The sequence below is a fragment of the Halomonas sp. BC04 genome, from assembly GCF_000568385.1.
Map to the genome: position 1 here is coordinate 1 of NZ_AZQX01000411.1, position 14,914 is coordinate 14,914.

Below are 14,914 nucleotides of genomic sequence, written 5' to 3' on the forward strand. Positions count from 1 at the left end.
CCTCGCCCTTGCCGCCGCCGCCGTAGACGGGCTCGAGGCGCTCGCCGGTGGCGGGGTTGACCGCGTGAATGGGCTGGGAACTGCCGTTGATGGCCTCGCGGCCGATCAGCATCTTGCCTTCCAGGGACATGATGAACTCCTTGCTTGCTGTCAGAGCGGTTTCACTTCGATGGCGGAGCTGTCCGTCTTGAAGCGTAGTGGATTGCGCAGGGGGCGTCCGAACTCGGTGAGACTGATCTCGAAACGGTCGCCCTCCTGGGTCTGAATGGCATCGGCAAAGCTCAGGGTGGCGGTGCCGAAGAAGTGCACGTGGACGTCGCCGGGGCGTCGGAAGCCTGGATATTTGAAGTGGTGATACTCGAGGTTGGCCAGGCTATGGGCCATGTTGGTTTCACCGGTGAGAAAGGGTTTCTCCCATAGGGTCTTGCCACCGCGCACGATGCGACTGGTGCCTTCCAGGTGGCCGGGCAGCTCGCCGATCAACAGCTCCGGTCCGACGCTGCAGGCACGCAGCTTGGAATGAGCCAACCACAGATAGTTGAAGCGTTCGGTGACGTGGTCGGAGAACTCATTGCCGATGGCGTAGCCGACTCGCCGGGGCTGGCCATCGTCGCCGATTACATAGAGCCCGGCGAGTTCCGGCTCCTCGCCGGCATCCTCGGCAAAGGCGGGTACCGGGATCCCGCTTCCGGGGCGACCATGCAGTCGCCGTCGCCCTTGTAGAACCACTCCGGCTGGGCACCGATGGCGCCCGCTTCAGGCTTGCCGCCCTCCACGCCCAGTTTGAACATGCGCATGGAGTCGGTCAGTTCCTCTTCGCTCACCTGGGTCTTGGCATGCATCGCCGAGCGCGTATCGGCGCTGCCCAGGTGAGTGAGGCCGGTGCCGGTGACCAGGCAGTGGGCTGCGTCGGGATGGGTCAGCGGCGGGAGTAGCTGCTGCTCGTCGATCAGTGGCTGATAGTCGATCAGGGTGTCGTCGAGCCTCGCTTCGATGACGCTGCCGAGCGATTGGCCTGACTCCATGGCGATACGCGCCAGGGCATAGGTGCCACCCTCTACGTTGATGGGGCGCACCGCATCGGAGGTTTCCACCATGGCCACCCGCAGCCGGCCCTGGTCAATATATTGAATCAGTCGCATTGTCTACTCCTTGTCGTGTCGCGGCAGATGAATTAATTGCCGCGCACGGCGGTGAGGTCCGGCAGCCAGGTGACGATGCCGGGGAAGGCGATCAGGATCACCAGCACCACCAGCAGCGCCGCGTAGTACGGCAGCATCGCCTTGACCAGCGACTCCATCGAGACCTTGCCCACCCCGCAACCCACATAGAGGCAGGTGCCCACCGGTGGCGTCAGCAGCCCGATGCCGAGGATGAAGGCCATCAGCACCCCGAAGTAGGCGGCGTCGACACCCACCGTGGTGACGATCGGCGTCAGCATCGGCGCCATGATCACCATGGCCGGGGTCAGGTCCATGACGAAGCCCACCAGCAGCAGCAGTGCGGCCACGATCAGCAGCAGCAGGAACGGCTCCTGGGTGATCGCCTGCACCTGGCGCACCAGGGTCTGGGGCACCATGTTGATGGTCAGGAACCAGGCGATCACCGTGGCGAAGGCCAGCAACAGCAGCACCATGCCGGTCAGGCGGGCGGTGCGGATCAGCATGCCCCACAGGTCGCGCAGGCGGATCTCGCGGTAGAAGACCAGAGAGATGAACAGCGAGTAGAGCAGTGCGGCGACCGCGGCTTCGGTGGCGGTGAACACTCCGCCGATGATGCCGCCGATCACGATCACCGGCAGCACCAGGGCCAGCCAGGCGGCCTTGAAGGCCTGCCACAGCAGGTCGAGGCGGAACTTGCGGGTCTGCCCGGCGCCACCGAAGCTGGCCATGATGAAGGTGGTGACCATCAGCCCGAAGGCGATCAGCATGCCCGGCACGATGCCGGCGATGAACAGCCGGCTGATCGAGGTCTCGGTGACGATGCCGAACAGGATCAGCGGAATCGACGGCGGGATGATGATGCCGATCACCGACGATACCGTATTGATGGCAGTGGCATGGGGAGCGGAATAGCCCTGCTGCTTCATCGACGGGATCATCATCGAGCCGGTGGCGGCGGTGTCGGCCACCGCCGAGCCGCTGATGCCGCCGAAGAACATCGAGCCGGTGATGGCCACCTGGCCCAGGCCGCCGCGCACGAAACCCACCAGCGCGCCGGCCAGCTCCATCAGCCGCCGGGCGATGCCGCCGGTGCTCATCACTTCCCCCACCAGGATGAAGAACGGGATCGCCAGCAACGGGAAGTTGTTGACCCCACGCACCGACTGCTCGATCAGGATCGACAGGGGAATGTCGGAGAGAACCGCCAGGACCACCGCCGCCACGCCGAGGCCGAAGGCGATCGGCAGGCCCAGGGCAATGGAGGCAAACAGAATTCCGAGAAAGATCCACAGCATGCGTTACGCCTCCCGGCCGGTACGAATCAGGGTGATGCTTTGCCAGGCGCGCCAGATGGCCACGGCACCGATAAAGGCGGCACAGAGTACCAGCGAGACATTGATCAGGTTCCAGGGTACCCCGAGCAGTGCAGTACGGCCGGTGGAGCGGGATATCACGACATAGCCGCCCCAGATCAGTACGCCCATCAGGACGGTGATGATCAGGTGCTGGATCAGGTAGAGCACATGGGCGGCGCGCGGCTTGAGGCGGCGCACCAGAAAGTCCACGGCGATGTGCTCGTAGCGGGCGAAGGCCGCCGCGGCGCCGATGAAGATCAGCCAGATGAACAGCATGCGGGCCAGCTCGTCGGCCCAGGGCAGCGAGCGATTGAACAGCGCCCGGCCGATGACGTTGGCCGACACCGACACGATCAGCGCCACCAGGATGGTGGCGATCAGGTGCTCCATGAGCACCGTCAGCCAGCGGAACAGCGCCGGCCCCTTGCGCGCCTCGATGTTGATCTCCAGCGGCTTGCGATTGGGGTCGTCGAGATATTCGGAGGGATCGGGCGGAGGGGTGGATGAGATCATGCAAAGCTCCGCTGGCAGGGCAAGGGCGCACAGGCCCCGGCCCTGCCAATCAGTCCAGGGAAGGAATCAGTCGTTGCCGGCCGCGTTGGCGATTTCCCGAATGCTGGCGATCAGGTCCTCACCGATGCGCGGCGCCCACTCGTCGTAGACGGGCTGCACCGCTTCCTGGAAGGCGGCGATCTGCTCGTCATCGAGGCGGGTGATGTGCATGCCGCGCGCCTCGAGCTGGTCACGCGACCAGTCGTCGTATTCAGCCGCCAGCTGGATCTCGTACTCCGCCGACTGGCGTGCCGCTTCCTGCACCAGCTCCTGATAGGCCGGGTCGAGGCGGTCCCAGGTACGCTCGGACATCATCATGATGAAGGGTGTGTAGACGTGGCGTGTCTCGGAGCCGTAGTCCTGCACCTCATGGAAGTTGGAGGTCAGGATGGTGCTCCAGGGGTTCTCCTGGCCGTCGACCACGCCCTGCTCCATGGCCGAGAACAGCTCGCCGAAGGCCATCGGCGTGGGGTTGGCACCGAGCGTCTCCCAGATGGCGAGGTGCACCGGGTTTTCCATGGTGCGAATGGTCAAGCCGCGCACGTCGAGGCCGGCGACGTCTTCCGGCGACTCGACCGGCCGGGCGCTGTTGGAGAGCTGGCGATAGCCGTTCTCGGAGAAGGTCAGTGCCTTGATGCCGGTGCCCTCAAAGGCATCGAGCATCTCCTGGGCCACGTCGCTGTTCATCACCGCGATGGCGGCTTCACGGGTCGGCAGCAGGAACGGCAGATCGAAGACCGCCAGTTCCGAGACATAGGTGGTGGCCGGCGATGAGGAGGGATAGCTCATGTCCAGGGTGCCGGTCTGGAGCATCTCCATCATCTGCACGTCGTCGCCCAGCTGGCTGTTGGGGAAGATATTGACGGTGATGCGGCCGTCGGTTCGCTCGGCAAGGATATCGGCGAAATAGCGACTGGAGAGATACTGCGGCGAGGTCTCGGCCAGGCCGATGCCCATGCGGATGGTGTGGCTGCCGTGATCGTCGAGTACGGCGCCGTCGATGGTGGGCGGGTCGGACAGCTCCGGTGACTGGGCATGCGCCATGCCGAGAGTGAGCGTGGCCGCGCCGGCCAGGGTTAGCGTGCTGCGCCAGAAGCGTGTCATGGCGAATTCTCCACATATTGTCATTATTGAACAGGAAACATCGAAGCCCGCTGGTTCAGTGCTGGCTCTGCCAACGGAAGCCACCGACAAGTAGCGACCGAATGGGAAAGGCAGCCAGTGTTACCGGTAACATTCGATATATCTGAGGCTAGTGATGGATGGGGAAACTGTCAACGCTTATCGCGACGACTGGGCCTAGACTTTCGTTGCATAAACCGCGGAAATGACGCCCTGCCAGCGTCAGGGCACATCGGAAAAGAGACCGGATTCGTAGATGGCGCGCCCCACGGCTGCCAGCATCTGCTCGGAGCGTGCCACGTCGAGCACACCGCGGGTACAGGCCACAACAACCGCGCGCTGGGGTGCACTGCCCTCACCATGACTGGCGATACCGGCATCGCAGGCGCGCCGGTGCTGGGTGCCGGTCTTGTGGGCAAACCGTATGTCTCGCCCCAGTCCCGCCTTGAGCCGCCTTTCCCCGCTGCTGGTACGTGACAGGATCGCCAACAGCTCCGCCGTGGCTTCGGTCCCCAGTGCCCTGCCCTCGCCCAGCGCAACGAGCAGCTCGGCGAAGGCATCGAGCCGGCCGCCATTGAGGCCGGTCGCATAGTAGGCCCGGAAGGCCTCTTCCAATGACGGAAGTTGCAGCGAATCACGCTCGATCCCCAGCCGCCTGGCGAACCATCGCAGGCGCTGCTCATCGCTTTCCAGCTCGCGCAGCTCAATGAAGTCGAGCCCCGTCAGCCCGAAGGCATCGGGATGGAGCTGGCTGTAGACATGACGGCGAACGTCGACCAGGGTCGTAATCGGCCCCAGTCCATCCGGGTCATGCACCAAAGACTGAGCCTGCCGATTGACACTGACGAGGCCGAGGAAATCGATCAGCATGTCGCTGGCCGTGTTGTCGCTGACCGTCAGCATCGGCTCGAGCAGCTCACGCAAGGAGAGTTCGCTGCCGGGTGAGGCCCAGTTGGTGGGACCCGCACCGTCGACGTAGTCGCTTTGGCGCAGCACCAGGCGATCGTCCAGCGAGGCACTGCCCGCCTCGACCCGAGCCATCAACTCGATGGCCACCGGCACCTTGATCAGTGATGCCAGGTACCAGGTTTCCCGGTCACGCCAGCCATAGCGAGCCTCCGGCCCTTCATTCCCCAGCATCCACACATACACGCCTAGTTCGCCGCCGAAACCGGCCTCGAGCAGCGCCAGCCTTGCATCGAGTCGCTCCATCCAGACCGGGGGGCTGGTCATACGGGTCTCGACCCGCTGGCGCCAGTCGGCCTCGCTGGACAGCGGCGTCAACAGCAGGGCCAGGACAAGCGCCGGAAGAAACAGAGAGGGTGGGGAAATCCAACGGAGCATAGCGAACACCGGCTGTAGGCAACGGGCGACCCCGTCAGGCGTACTGTCGGAACCAGCGCAGCAGGCTGATCCAGCCCGCCGTGGCCAGTACCAGTACCAGGCCAAAGCCCAGCACCTGGGGATAGCTGAATACCTGCCAGTACCCCAGCAGGAAGCGAAAGATCAGGAAGATCACCACGATATGGAAGATGAAAGCCATCAGCGCGTCTGAGCCGATCACCGTGATCGGCTTCAGCCAGGCTGCCGCCACACCTCCCCCGAGCAGGCAGAGTGCCAGAATGACCAGTGCGCCACCTACGCTGAACAGCATGAAGGGCAGCTCCGGAGGGTGCTTGCCGACGTTCCAGGCCACCATCACCAGCGCCTCGCCGAGCCCGGGCAGCGACACCGCCACGAACCCCAGCAACAGTACCACCCCGAAAACCGCCAGCCCAAGCACCAGCCGGTGACGCGCTGCCTGCTGCCAGTAGCAGCGCAGCACCGCCTCACCGATCAGCAGCCCCACCATCACCAGCGGTAGCCGAGAGAGCTGGCCCCAGGTGTAATGGTCGGCATCTTCCACCAGTATTGCCTTGAGCGGCTCGAGGCCCCAGAAGCCGAAGTGACGCTCAAGCCATCCCGCCAACAGGGCGACCAGCAATGGACTGCCCAGTCGGGACCAGAGCGGCATCCTGCGCCACAGCGGCAGTACCCAGGGAATCCACAGCAGAGCGATGGCATAGAAACCCAGAATCTCGACCCAAATGGGAAAACGCTGGTACAGCAGGGTATCGAGTATGTCCTCGGGGGCGTAGAGCGGCATCATCTCGACGACGGTCAGCACCTTGTACCAGAACAGCACTTGAAGGCCGCGAAGCATCAGCTTCAGGCGCCGCCGCGGCCACTCGGGGGTATCGCTCTTCGGCAGGAAGGCAACGGCAAGTGCGATGCCGAAGACGATGATGAACAGCGATGAGGAGAATTTCGTCAGCAGATGAATCGGCACCAGGCCCCAGTCGGGCACCTGCCGGATGCCCAGCAAGCCGCTGACGGCATGGCTGACGATCATCAGTGCGATGGCAAAGCCACGCGCCAGGTCGATCGCCTCGATACGCCCAGGTGATGGCGGCAGCACCGGCCGCCCCGCGAGATCTGGCCTCACTGCCTTCCCTCGCATGTCACGAAATCCTTTCCTGCGCTCACTCCTGCGCGCTCAACGACTCGACATGCTCCAGCATCAGCCGACGCCCTTCCGCCGACGAGTATTCGAAATGGCCGACGACACGCACGCGCTCACCAAGATGTGGCGCGATCTCCTCATGAGGGAAGATTTCCACCCGGTTGAGATCCTGATCCTCGATCCAGTAGTGCAAGGCTCATCAAAATGACGCACGACGCCCTCGGTGGCAACCATGCCACCATCATGGGCAGCCGGGTTTGCCGCCAGCACGGAGAGCGTCACCTCCGTCTTGCCATCATCGGCCCCACAGGCCACCAGCAACAGCAGGCAGGCACCAGCAACCAGGCCGGCACGCCATTTCGCCACGGTTGGTTTTCGCAGACAATACATGTCGTTCTCTCTCGCTCTCCCTCGCTGCCGGCATTGCCGACAGCCGAGTCGTTCACTGATGGCAGCCGGTTATCTCAGCGGGGCAGCACCAGCGTCAGACCCGGCCAGACCAGATCCGGATTGCGCAGTACATGGGCATTGGCTTCATGGATCGCCTCCCAGCGATTGCTGTTGCCATAATAGCGCCCCGCGATGCCGGCCAGGGTCTCTCCCCGCCGTACCTCGTATAGCGTATCACCGCGACCACGCGCGACCAGGGCCTGGTCTCGCGCCAGTTCTTCGATGAGCTGGTCGATGTTCTCTTCCAGCGCGGCGTCGCTGCCACCGGCGGCGAGCAGTTCGCTGCGCGCCGCGCGGATGGCCTCGGCCGTGAGACGTGCCGAATTGACCGCGGAATCAAGATCGAGATTGCCGCCCTCCTCCTGCGGCAGGCGCGCGCGCAATGCCGTCAGCTCACGCTGGGCCTGACGCAGCTGGGCCTCGCGCTCTTCCAACTGAGCCGACAACTCCTCGACCTGAGCATTGGTCGCCTCGCCTTCCATCGTCGCTTCGTCCGTGGCTTCGGTGTCGACGTTCTCTTCAACGGCCATATCGGCCGTCGCTTCGGCCGCTTCATCGTCCTGTTGAGCGATGGCCACGCCGGATAGGAAGAAAACCAGCAGACCAGCCGCCAGCAAGCTGCTGATCGTCACCTGTCGTCTCGGTCCAGTGGCTGTAAACAAAGCGTCAATCATGGCACTACCTCTCTGCAATGGTTCTGATTGCAATGTCTTGTTCTTCTTCGTCAAACGCCTTTCTGCACAGGTCGGTATCCGCCAGTGCAGGCGTACAAGCGCGGCTCATGGCACCAGTATGGACAGCCATGGCAGAAGTTGCCCGCGGCGGCTTCAACGTAAATCAGCCCAGGCTGTTTCAGGAGAGCTGCATTCTCCACTGATCCCATCGACTGGCGGAGATGCTTACATTTCTTTACGCAAATATCTTGCTATTGAAGATTATTTGAACAAATATATTTGCAGACATGCCGCCTCCCGCATGCCTGCGCCGTACAACAACGACACGTACAACAACGACAAGAGGAAAAGAATCATGAAACAGCTGCTTGCCTGGTCCGCCCTGGGCCTGTCACTGGCCGTCGCTTCCGCCGCCACAGCCGACAAGTTGATCGTTGCCACCGATACCGCCTTCGTACCCTTCGAGTTCATGCAGGATGGGGAATACGTCGGCTTCGACATCGACATGTGGGCCGCCATCGCCGAGGACAACGGCTGGGACTATGAACTGCGTCCCATGGACTTCTCGGGGATCATCCCTGCTCTGCAGACCAACCAGGTCGACGTCGCCCTGGCCGGGATCACCATCCGAGAGGACCGCGCCGAGGTCATCGATTTTTCCGACGGCTACTACGACAGCGGTTTCACCCTGATGGTCCCGGTCGACAGTGAGATCGAAAGCACCGAGGACCTGGCCGGCAAGCGGATCGCCCTGCGCATGGGCACCTCCGCCGCCGACTATGCCCAGGAGCACTTCAACGAGACCGAGCTGCGCCTGCTGCCCAATATCGACAACGCCTACCTGGAGCTCCGCTCGGGCCGTGTCGACGCCGCCATGCACGATACACCCAACGTGCTCTATTACATCGCGACCGCCGGCGATGGCCAGGTCAAGGCGGTCGGCGAACAGATGATGGCTCATGAGTATGGCATCGGCTTCCCCAAGGGCAGCGAGCTGGTCGAGGACGTGAACGCATCGCTTGCCGCCATGCGTGAAGATGGCCGCTACGACGAAATCTTTGAAAAGTGGTTCGGTTCCCGTCCGGGTGAGTGAAGCCGTTCGCCACACCCCTTCAACGACGCCCCTGACGAGATCCGAGGTATCCGATGAACACAGACTGGTCCGTCATCGCCACCTTCATGCCGCAGCTGCTGAACGGTGCCAAGATGACGCTCTTCATCACCCTGGTCGGGCTGTCCGGTGGCATGGTGGTCGGCGCAATCGCCGGCCTCATGCGAACCTACGGCAACTGGCTGCTCAACTACACGGCGATGGTCTACATCGAGGTGATTCGCGGAACCCCCATCGTGGTCCAGGTGATGTTCCTCTACTTCGCCCTGCCGGTGCTGGCCAGTATTCGCATCGACCCCCTGACGGCGGCAATGATCGCCATCATCGTCAATGCCGGTGCCTATATTGCCGAGATCGTCCGCGGCTCGCTGCAATCGATCAGCCGCGGGCTTGCCGAGGCGGGACTGGCGTTGGGCCTGCCGCGATGGAAGGTGCTGGTGCATATCGTCGGTCCGCTGGCGTTTCGCCGGCTGATTCCCCCGCTGGGCAACCAGTTCATCATCAGTCTCAAGGACACGTCGCTGTTCATCGTCATCGGTGTCAGTGAGCTGACCCGGACCGGTCAGGAAATCATGGCAGCCAATTTCCGTGCCGTGGAGATATGGAGTGCCATCGCCGTGATGTACCTGATCATGACGGGTTCCCTTACCCTGATCCTGCGCTTCATCGAGAGAAGGATGAAGATCCTATGAGCATCATCGAATTCAAGAACGTCTCCAAGCATTTCGGTGCGCTCAAAGTGCTCGACGAGGTCGACCTCAATATCGACCAGGGGGAAGTGGTCGTATTGATCGGGCCCTCGGGGTCGGGTAAATCGACCCTGTTGCGCTGCATCAACGGCCTGGAAATGATCACCGGCGGCGACCTGCTGGTCGATGAGATCAGCGTACTGGCTGGCTATGCGAAACTGCGCGAGATTCGCCAGGAAGCCGGCATGGTATTTCAGCAGTTCAACCTCTTTCCTCAGTTGACGGCGCTGGACAATGTCGCCTTCGGTCCCAAGCATGTCCGCGGGCAGTCCACTCGCGAGGCCAGGGCCCAGGCCTTGGCGCTGCTCGACAAGGTCGGGCTCAAGGATCGTGCCGACCACTTTCCCAACGAACTCTCGGGCGGCCAACAGCAGCGGGTCGCCATCGCCCGGGCACTCGCCGTGAAGCCCAAGGTGATGCTGTTCGATGAGCCAACCTCGGCGCTCGACCCCGAGTTGAAGCAGGAGGTGCTGAATGTCATGCGTGACCTGGCCGAAGAAGGCATGACCATGGTGGTGGTGACCCATGAGATGTCCTTTGCCAGGCATGTCGGCTCCCGGCTGATCTTCATGGAGAACGGCAAGATCGCGGTGGATGGCAACCCGCACGAGATCCTGTCCGGCGACAGCAACCCACGACTGAAGGACTTCCTGCGCCATGTCCATTGACGCCTCTCCCATGGCCATGGGTGCCGGCGGCCTGCCGCTGGTAGCGATCAGCGGCGGGCCTTACGAGACCGGTCAGGCCCTGGGCCGGCACGGGCGCCTTGCAGTGCACGAGCATCTGGTGAAAAGCGACATCTGGCACGACGTCACCGGTGAACGACACCACCCCCGGGTGGCGCGCATGCTCGACCATAGCCGTCGCCACCACCCCGCCGTGGTGGAGGAGATACGCGGGCTCGCCCACGGCCTGGAGCTGCCCTTCCAATCGGTATTCGCCTGGAACTGTCGCGGCGACCTGCTGGCCAACAGTCCCGACGGCTGTACCACCGTGATGCTGCCCGGCGACGAACCCTGTATCGCCCACAATGAGGATGGCCTGCCGTTCTTCGATGGCGCCAGCTTCCTGGCCAGCGTGAAACCCGATGGGGCGCCCGGCTTCCTGGCCTTCTGCTATCCCGGTTCCATTCCAGGGCATACCTTCGCGCTGACGGCGGCCGGCATCGTCCAGACGGTAAACAACCTGCGCCTCAAGCGTGTCGAGCCAGAGGTGCCACGCATGGTGCTGGGACGAGCCATGCTCTCCCTGAACTCGCTGGGCAAGATCCATGAACTCCTGCGCCAGGCGCCAGCCAGCGGCGGCTTTCACTTCACCCTGGCCCAGCGTGGCGATCCGAGGCTGCATTCGATCGAGGTTGGCGCCGGCCAGGCGTCGCATCGCCACGTGGAAACGCCCATGATCCATGCCAACCACGCCCTGCATCACGACTGTCGCCAGACTCGCCAGATCGTCACGCGCTCCTCCCATGACCGCCAGGTCCGGGGGAGTGAATTGCTTGCCGCCGGTGAACGAGACCCGCTCACCATCCTTTCCGACACGGGCGGAGGCGGCCTGCCGATCTATCGGCGCGAACCGGACGATCCGGATCGCGAGAACACCCTTGCGACGGGCGTCTTCCGCCTGCTTAATGACGCCATTCAATGGGAAGTTCATACCCCGGGGGGACGCAGACCACTCCATGGCACCGACAGCTCACTCTTCGCATAACGACCGGGCACCTCGCACGCTCGAGGAACTCCAGGCCCTGTCCATCGCGATTTCGCGCGGCGACGCCGACCTCCACCTGGGCCCCCGTGCCCGTGAAGTGCTGTCGCAGCTGATAGAACTGCGCGGCGACCAGTCGCTACTGTCGATCTCCTCCCTGGCCCGGCGCCTGGACGTCAATCCATCGACCATCTCCCGGCTGGCCAGGGCGCTGGGGTATGAACGCTTCGGCGAGTTGCAGAGCCTGCTGTTGAGCTCCGGGCTGACACCCGCCCGCTCCTTCTATCGTCAACACGCCACCGCTGCACTCGCGGCCAACAAGCAGGACCTGCAGGCCCAGGCCCGCCAGCTGTGCGGGGAGCATCAGCTCAATATCGAACGCTTCATGGAAGGACTGACCAACGAAGACCTGGATGCCTTCGCCACTGCGGTGATGGGAGCTCGACGGGTGCGCCTTCATGGCATGCGTCAGTTTCATGCTTTCTCCAGCTTTCTCGCCTACGGGCTGGGCATGATCCGCTCGGATGTGGGCCTGCTCAGCGACGATAGCCTGGGAGTGGCGGAGGGGCTCGCCTCCATGGCGGCGGGCGATGTGCTGATCGCCGCGAGCTGCAAGCCCTATACGCGTCATGTTATCGACGTATGCCGAGCGGCACACGAAAATGGAATTCGCACCATCGTCGTGACCGACTATTCGAGCTCCCCCCTCGTTCGCTACTCGGACATTGTCATCCTGGCGCCCCATGAGTCGAGCTTCATCTCAAACAGCATGGTCACCTTTCTCGGCGCCGCGGAGTGCCTGGTCAATGCCTGCGCCACGGTGGGTGGCGATAGAGCCGCCGAGGCCCTCTCCCGGCGCGACAAGCTCATCGATCAGCTCGACATCGAAATCGGCTGACCATGGCATCCGGACGCTTAGACCGGCATCATGGGCACCCACCACACGTACATTCACGACCGAGACCACCCAACACCCCATGAGATTCCTGATTCGCTACTTCTTCCGCGGCGTGCGCCTGGTGCTTTCGCCGATCCTGCTGGCCTCCGAGAAACTGAGCACTCCGACCGCGATGGTGCGCTCGCCAGACAAGCAGGCCGAAGTCGATGCCGCCTGTGCCCAGCTGTCGCTCTACCAGTTCCAGAGCTGCCCCTTCTGCATCAAGGTACGCAAGGAGATCGCCCGGCTAGGCTTGAAGATCGAGCTGCGCGATGCTCGCAACGACCCGGAACACCGCCAGGCACTGGAAGCCGGCGGCGGTCGCATCAAGGTGCCTTGCCTGCGCATCACCTCGGAAGAGGGTCAGGACCAGTGGCTCTACGAGTCCAATGCCATCAATGCCTGGCTGCACGACCGTTTCGGCGATGCGCAGCATCAGGCGGCCTGACCAACCTCCACGCTGGCCAACAGTCGATTGGCCAGCCTCCATGCCACCCGCTCCGGCAGATACGGCAGGCTAAGTCGGCCATTGGCCAGGTCGAGCTGCAGCGTGGCCACGCCGCGCCGCCGCTGCAGCCAGCTCTGCTGAATGCCCACCGAAATCAGGTTGTGCAGCGGGAAAAGGCTGGTACGCTGCCCCCAGAGTCCCTGTCGAATGCGCATGTGCGCTCCCTCCAGTGCCCAGCCCATGGCCATCCAGCGCAACTGAGCCACCCCGGCTGAAATGACCAGCAGCGTTGCGGCGGCCGCAGCCCAGGCCCCCGGGGCGAGTCCGCCGGGGCCGACCAGGCCAAGTACAACCAGCAGCAGTAGGGCCGAGGCCACAAGCAGGCGCAGCAACACCACGCGGCGATAGATGACGTCGACCCGTGCCAGCGGCTGGGCCATGCTCAAGCCCGGCCACAGGACAGCGGTCAGTTCCCTGCCCTGCTCTGCCGTCAGGCCAGGTACCAGGAAGCGTCGCGACTCTGCCGCCCCGCCGCCACCCATGGCACCGAACTGGTGACAGACCAGGTAGCCTCGACCGAGCAGGCGTCCAAGCCCGGTCTGAACCCACTCAACCACTTGCAGCCGCGACAGGGAGAGGGCCTGCTCCTGCCGAGCGAACAGGCCGCTGACCTGCACCTGTCGCTCGCCATCATCGCGCAGCACGTAGCCGTGAAAGCGCCACCAGGCGGCCAGTACGGCGAGCAGCGCCAGCACGGCCACCACGCCCAGCAGCCCCAGCCCTATCGCCAGCAGCGGCGAGTCGGGCAGCCATGCCTGCAGATCCAGCTGTGGAAGGCGGTCGTGGATCCAGCGCTCCAGCGGCCGGATCAGCGGCGAAAGCATCGCCGCAATGACATAGATCGAGCGGCTGGTCAGACCATGGAGTACCAGGCACCCGGGGTCAGTACGAAATGCACGACGCCTTCTCCGGCACCACTTGGACACTGTTGCTGACCGCAGCCCCCCGCTCCTCGACGGGGCTCTCCGCGCCCCTCAGACCATGGCCGAGGGCTTCGGCAAACTGCCGGCGTATGCCCGGCAGTTGAATGCTCGATGCTTCGCCGGCCAGCGTCTCGACCTCCCAGAGGACAAGTCCGAAGGGGCGCATGTAGGCCGGCTGGTGCAGGGCGATATGCTGCACATGACGGGCCGCCACCTTGAACTCCCGGTGCTCGAACAGCCCTTTCTGGACGATCAACACATCGCCATCGAGCCGAAACCGGAAGCGCCGGTAGTAGAGCAGGCTCACCAGTCCAGCCACCAGCAGCAGCAGCACGCACCCAAGGGCAAGCTCGCGCAACCCGACCCGCTCGACCATGGCCAGGCCCGCCCCGGCGCCCAGCAACAGCGGCATGTGCTGGCGCACCAGCGACGTCCCGGCGCTGATCAACAAGAGTCCCACGGCCCAGGGGGAAAGTCGCTGCCAGCCTGATAGCGCCGGCCTGGCGGACGGGGCATCCTGCGCAGGGCTCATGATGTCTGGCCACCGGGTGAAGACGGGCCCGGCGTCACCGCCAGGCGGTTCAGCAGATGCTGCTTGACCGCTTCGGCACGCTCGGCCGTGAGTCCCTCGAGCAGCAGGTCGGCACCTCTGCCACCGGCCGTGAAGCAGGCCAGCCGGACCAGGCCGAAGGCGCGCTCCACGGGATTGCTCAGGGTCTCGACATGCTGCAAGCGAACCAGCGGCAGTACCTGGGTACGCCGCACCAGCAGGCCGCGTCGATAGATCAGGTCGTGCTCACGCAGGCCATAGCTCCGACGCCGCGCCTCCAGCCATCCCAGCACGATCGCCACCATCCCCAGCCCCGCCACGGTGGCGGCAAGCCACGGCTGATACTGCGCCAGCAGCTCATGCTGAACCGGGAAGAGCCAGGCCACCAGCGTGATGAAGGCCCAGTGAAAAAGGCGAAGCAAGGCTTGGCAGGGGGCCAGCCGACGGGATACCGGCGTCAACGGTGCATGCTCCAGCGCCGGCAGGCATTCGGGGTCTAGCGAAGGATTATCGAACGTCACGGCGGCTCCTGATGCGTCAGCGTCCTGGCTGTCAGCCGCTGTCCGGCGGCTCTTACCCGACAACATACCAGAAGCCGGCAGGCAGAAAT

The 14,914-nt window shown here is 63.8% G+C and carries 16 protein-coding genes and 1 pseudogene; 6 read left to right on the plus strand and 11 right to left on the minus strand.

The genetic code is table 11. The features are described 5' to 3' along the window. Positions 1–150: 150 nt before the first annotated feature. From araD1 to Q427_RS27210, 8 genes and pseudogenes are all read right to left on the minus strand, one after another. A pseudogene (araD1, locus tag Q427_RS27175) lies at positions 151–1,142 on the minus strand (AraD1 family protein). Between the two features lie 32 nt (positions 1,143–1,174). Beyond that, entirely contained in the window at positions 1,175–2,458 is a 1,284-nt protein-coding gene (locus tag Q427_RS27180) for a TRAP transporter large permease (protein ID WP_043518676.1), read from the minus strand. Positions 2,459–2,461: 3 nt separating this feature from the next. Next, a complete protein-coding gene (locus Q427_RS27185; RefSeq protein ID WP_043518677.1) occupies positions 2,462–3,031 on the minus strand; it encodes a TRAP transporter small permease in 570 nt (189 codons plus the stop codon). Between the two features lie 66 nt (positions 3,032–3,097). Then, positions 3,098–4,174, minus strand: a complete 1,077-nt coding sequence (locus Q427_RS27190) for a TRAP transporter substrate-binding protein (RefSeq protein WP_043518680.1) — start codon at positions 4,172–4,174, stop codon at positions 3,098–3,100. A 240-nt stretch (positions 4,175–4,414) separates the two neighbouring features. Continuing rightward, positions 4,415–5,536 (minus strand): serine hydrolase, encoded by a 1,122-nt coding sequence (locus Q427_RS27195; RefSeq protein ID WP_051496765.1) that lies wholly within the window; start codon positions 5,534–5,536, stop codon positions 4,415–4,417. A gap of 34 nt (positions 5,537–5,570) precedes the next feature. Further along, entirely contained in the window at positions 5,571–6,692 is a 1,122-nt protein-coding gene (locus Q427_RS27200) for an acyltransferase family protein (protein WP_051496766.1), read from the minus strand. A 22-nt stretch (positions 6,693–6,714) separates the two neighbouring features. Next, positions 6,715–6,888 carry a hypothetical protein gene (locus Q427_RS34940; protein ID WP_231613951.1) on the minus strand — a complete coding sequence of 58 codons (174 nt, stop codon included), beginning with the start codon at positions 6,886–6,888 and terminating at the stop codon, positions 6,715–6,717. A gap of 271 nt (positions 6,889–7,159) precedes the next feature. Beyond that, on the minus strand, positions 7,160–7,777 hold the full coding sequence (locus Q427_RS27210; protein ID WP_043518681.1) for a LysM peptidoglycan-binding domain-containing protein: 618 nt from the start codon (positions 7,775–7,777) through the stop codon (positions 7,160–7,162). Positions 7,778–8,174: 397 nt separating this feature from the next. Here Q427_RS27210 and glnH point away from each other — a divergent pair, with 397 nt between their 5' ends. The 6 genes from glnH (at position 8,175) to Q427_RS27240 (ending at position 12,771) form a co-directional block, all read left to right on the plus strand. Next, a complete protein-coding gene (glnH, locus tag Q427_RS27215; protein WP_043518683.1) occupies positions 8,175–8,912 on the plus strand; it encodes a glutamine ABC transporter substrate-binding protein GlnH in 738 nt (245 codons plus the stop codon). 53 nt (positions 8,913–8,965) lie between these two features. Then, a complete protein-coding gene (gene glnP / locus Q427_RS27220) occupies positions 8,966–9,622 on the plus strand; it encodes a glutamine ABC transporter permease GlnP (protein WP_043518684.1) in 657 nt (218 codons plus the stop codon). Beyond that, positions 9,619–10,347 (plus strand): glutamine ABC transporter ATP-binding protein GlnQ, encoded by a 729-nt coding sequence (glnQ, locus tag Q427_RS27225; protein ID WP_043518685.1) that lies wholly within the window; start codon positions 9,619–9,621, stop codon positions 10,345–10,347. The genes glnP and glnQ overlap by 4 nt, the downstream gene beginning before the upstream one ends. Next, positions 10,337–11,389, plus strand: coding sequence for a C45 family autoproteolytic acyltransferase/hydolase (locus Q427_RS27230; RefSeq protein WP_231613952.1), 1,053 nt, complete (start codon positions 10,337–10,339; stop codon positions 11,387–11,389). The genes glnQ and Q427_RS27230 overlap by 11 nt, the downstream gene beginning before the upstream one ends. Further along, positions 11,361–12,284 carry a MurR/RpiR family transcriptional regulator gene (locus tag Q427_RS27235; protein ID WP_231613953.1) on the plus strand — a complete coding sequence of 308 codons (924 nt, stop codon included), beginning with the start codon at positions 11,361–11,363 and terminating at the stop codon, positions 12,282–12,284. Before Q427_RS27230 ends, Q427_RS27235 begins: the two co-directional genes overlap by 29 nt. 79 nt (positions 12,285–12,363) lie before the next feature. After that, positions 12,364–12,771 (plus strand): glutaredoxin family protein, encoded by a 408-nt coding sequence (locus Q427_RS27240; RefSeq protein ID WP_043518686.1) that lies wholly within the window; start codon positions 12,364–12,366, stop codon positions 12,769–12,771. On the opposite strand, the gene Q427_RS27245 is transcribed toward Q427_RS27240, so the two are convergent. The 3 genes from Q427_RS27245 to Q427_RS27255 are packed head-to-tail and all read right to left on the minus strand — an operon-like array spanning position 12,759 to position 14,825. Continuing rightward, positions 12,759–13,757 (minus strand): PH domain-containing protein, encoded by a 999-nt coding sequence (locus Q427_RS27245; protein ID WP_155833718.1) that lies wholly within the window; start codon positions 13,755–13,757, stop codon positions 12,759–12,761. The two genes, Q427_RS27240 and Q427_RS27245, sit on opposite strands and share 13 nt — an antisense overlap. Beyond that, positions 13,714–14,286, minus strand: a complete 573-nt coding sequence (locus Q427_RS27250) for a PH domain-containing protein (RefSeq protein WP_043518690.1) — start codon at positions 14,284–14,286, stop codon at positions 13,714–13,716. The genes Q427_RS27245 and Q427_RS27250 overlap by 44 nt, the downstream gene beginning before the upstream one ends. After that, a complete protein-coding gene (locus tag Q427_RS27255; RefSeq protein ID WP_043518692.1) occupies positions 14,283–14,825 on the minus strand; it encodes a PH domain-containing protein in 543 nt (180 codons plus the stop codon). Before Q427_RS27255 ends, Q427_RS27250 begins: the two co-directional genes overlap by 4 nt. Between the last annotated feature and the right edge of the window lie 89 nt (positions 14,826–14,914).

Coding starts and splice junctions, on each gene's coding strand:
- Q427_RS27195 (WP_051496765.1), bottom strand. CDS start 5,536: ATGCTCCGTTGGATTTCCCCACCCTCTCTGTTTCTTCCGGCGCTTGTC.
- glnH (WP_043518683.1), top strand. CDS start 8,175: ATGAAACAGCTGCTTGCCTGGTCCGCCCTGGGCCTGTCACTGGCCGTC.
- Q427_RS27180 (WP_043518676.1), bottom strand. CDS start 2,458: ATGCTGTGGATCTTTCTCGGAATTCTGTTTGCCTCCATTGCCCTGGGC.
- glnQ (WP_043518685.1), top strand. CDS start 9,619: ATGAGCATCATCGAATTCAAGAACGTCTCCAAGCATTTCGGTGCGCTC.
- Q427_RS27200 (WP_051496766.1), bottom strand. CDS start 6,692: ATGCGAGGGAAGGCAGTGAGGCCAGATCTCGCGGGGCGGCCGGTGCTG.
- Q427_RS27190 (WP_043518680.1), bottom strand. CDS start 4,174: ATGACACGCTTCTGGCGCAGCACGCTAACCCTGGCCGGCGCGGCCACG.
- Q427_RS27235 (WP_231613953.1), top strand. CDS start 11,361: ATGGCACCGACAGCTCACTCTTCGCATAACGACCGGGCACCTCGCACG.
- Q427_RS27230 (WP_231613952.1), top strand. CDS start 10,337: ATGTCCATTGACGCCTCTCCCATGGCCATGGGTGCCGGCGGCCTGCCG.
- Q427_RS27185 (WP_043518677.1), bottom strand. CDS start 3,031: ATGATCTCATCCACCCCTCCGCCCGATCCCTCCGAATATCTCGACGAC.
- Q427_RS27250 (WP_043518690.1), bottom strand. CDS start 14,286: ATGAGCCCTGCGCAGGATGCCCCGTCCGCCAGGCCGGCGCTATCAGGC.
- Q427_RS27240 (WP_043518686.1), top strand. CDS start 12,364: ATGAGATTCCTGATTCGCTACTTCTTCCGCGGCGTGCGCCTGGTGCTT.
- glnP (WP_043518684.1), top strand. CDS start 8,966: ATGAACACAGACTGGTCCGTCATCGCCACCTTCATGCCGCAGCTGCTG.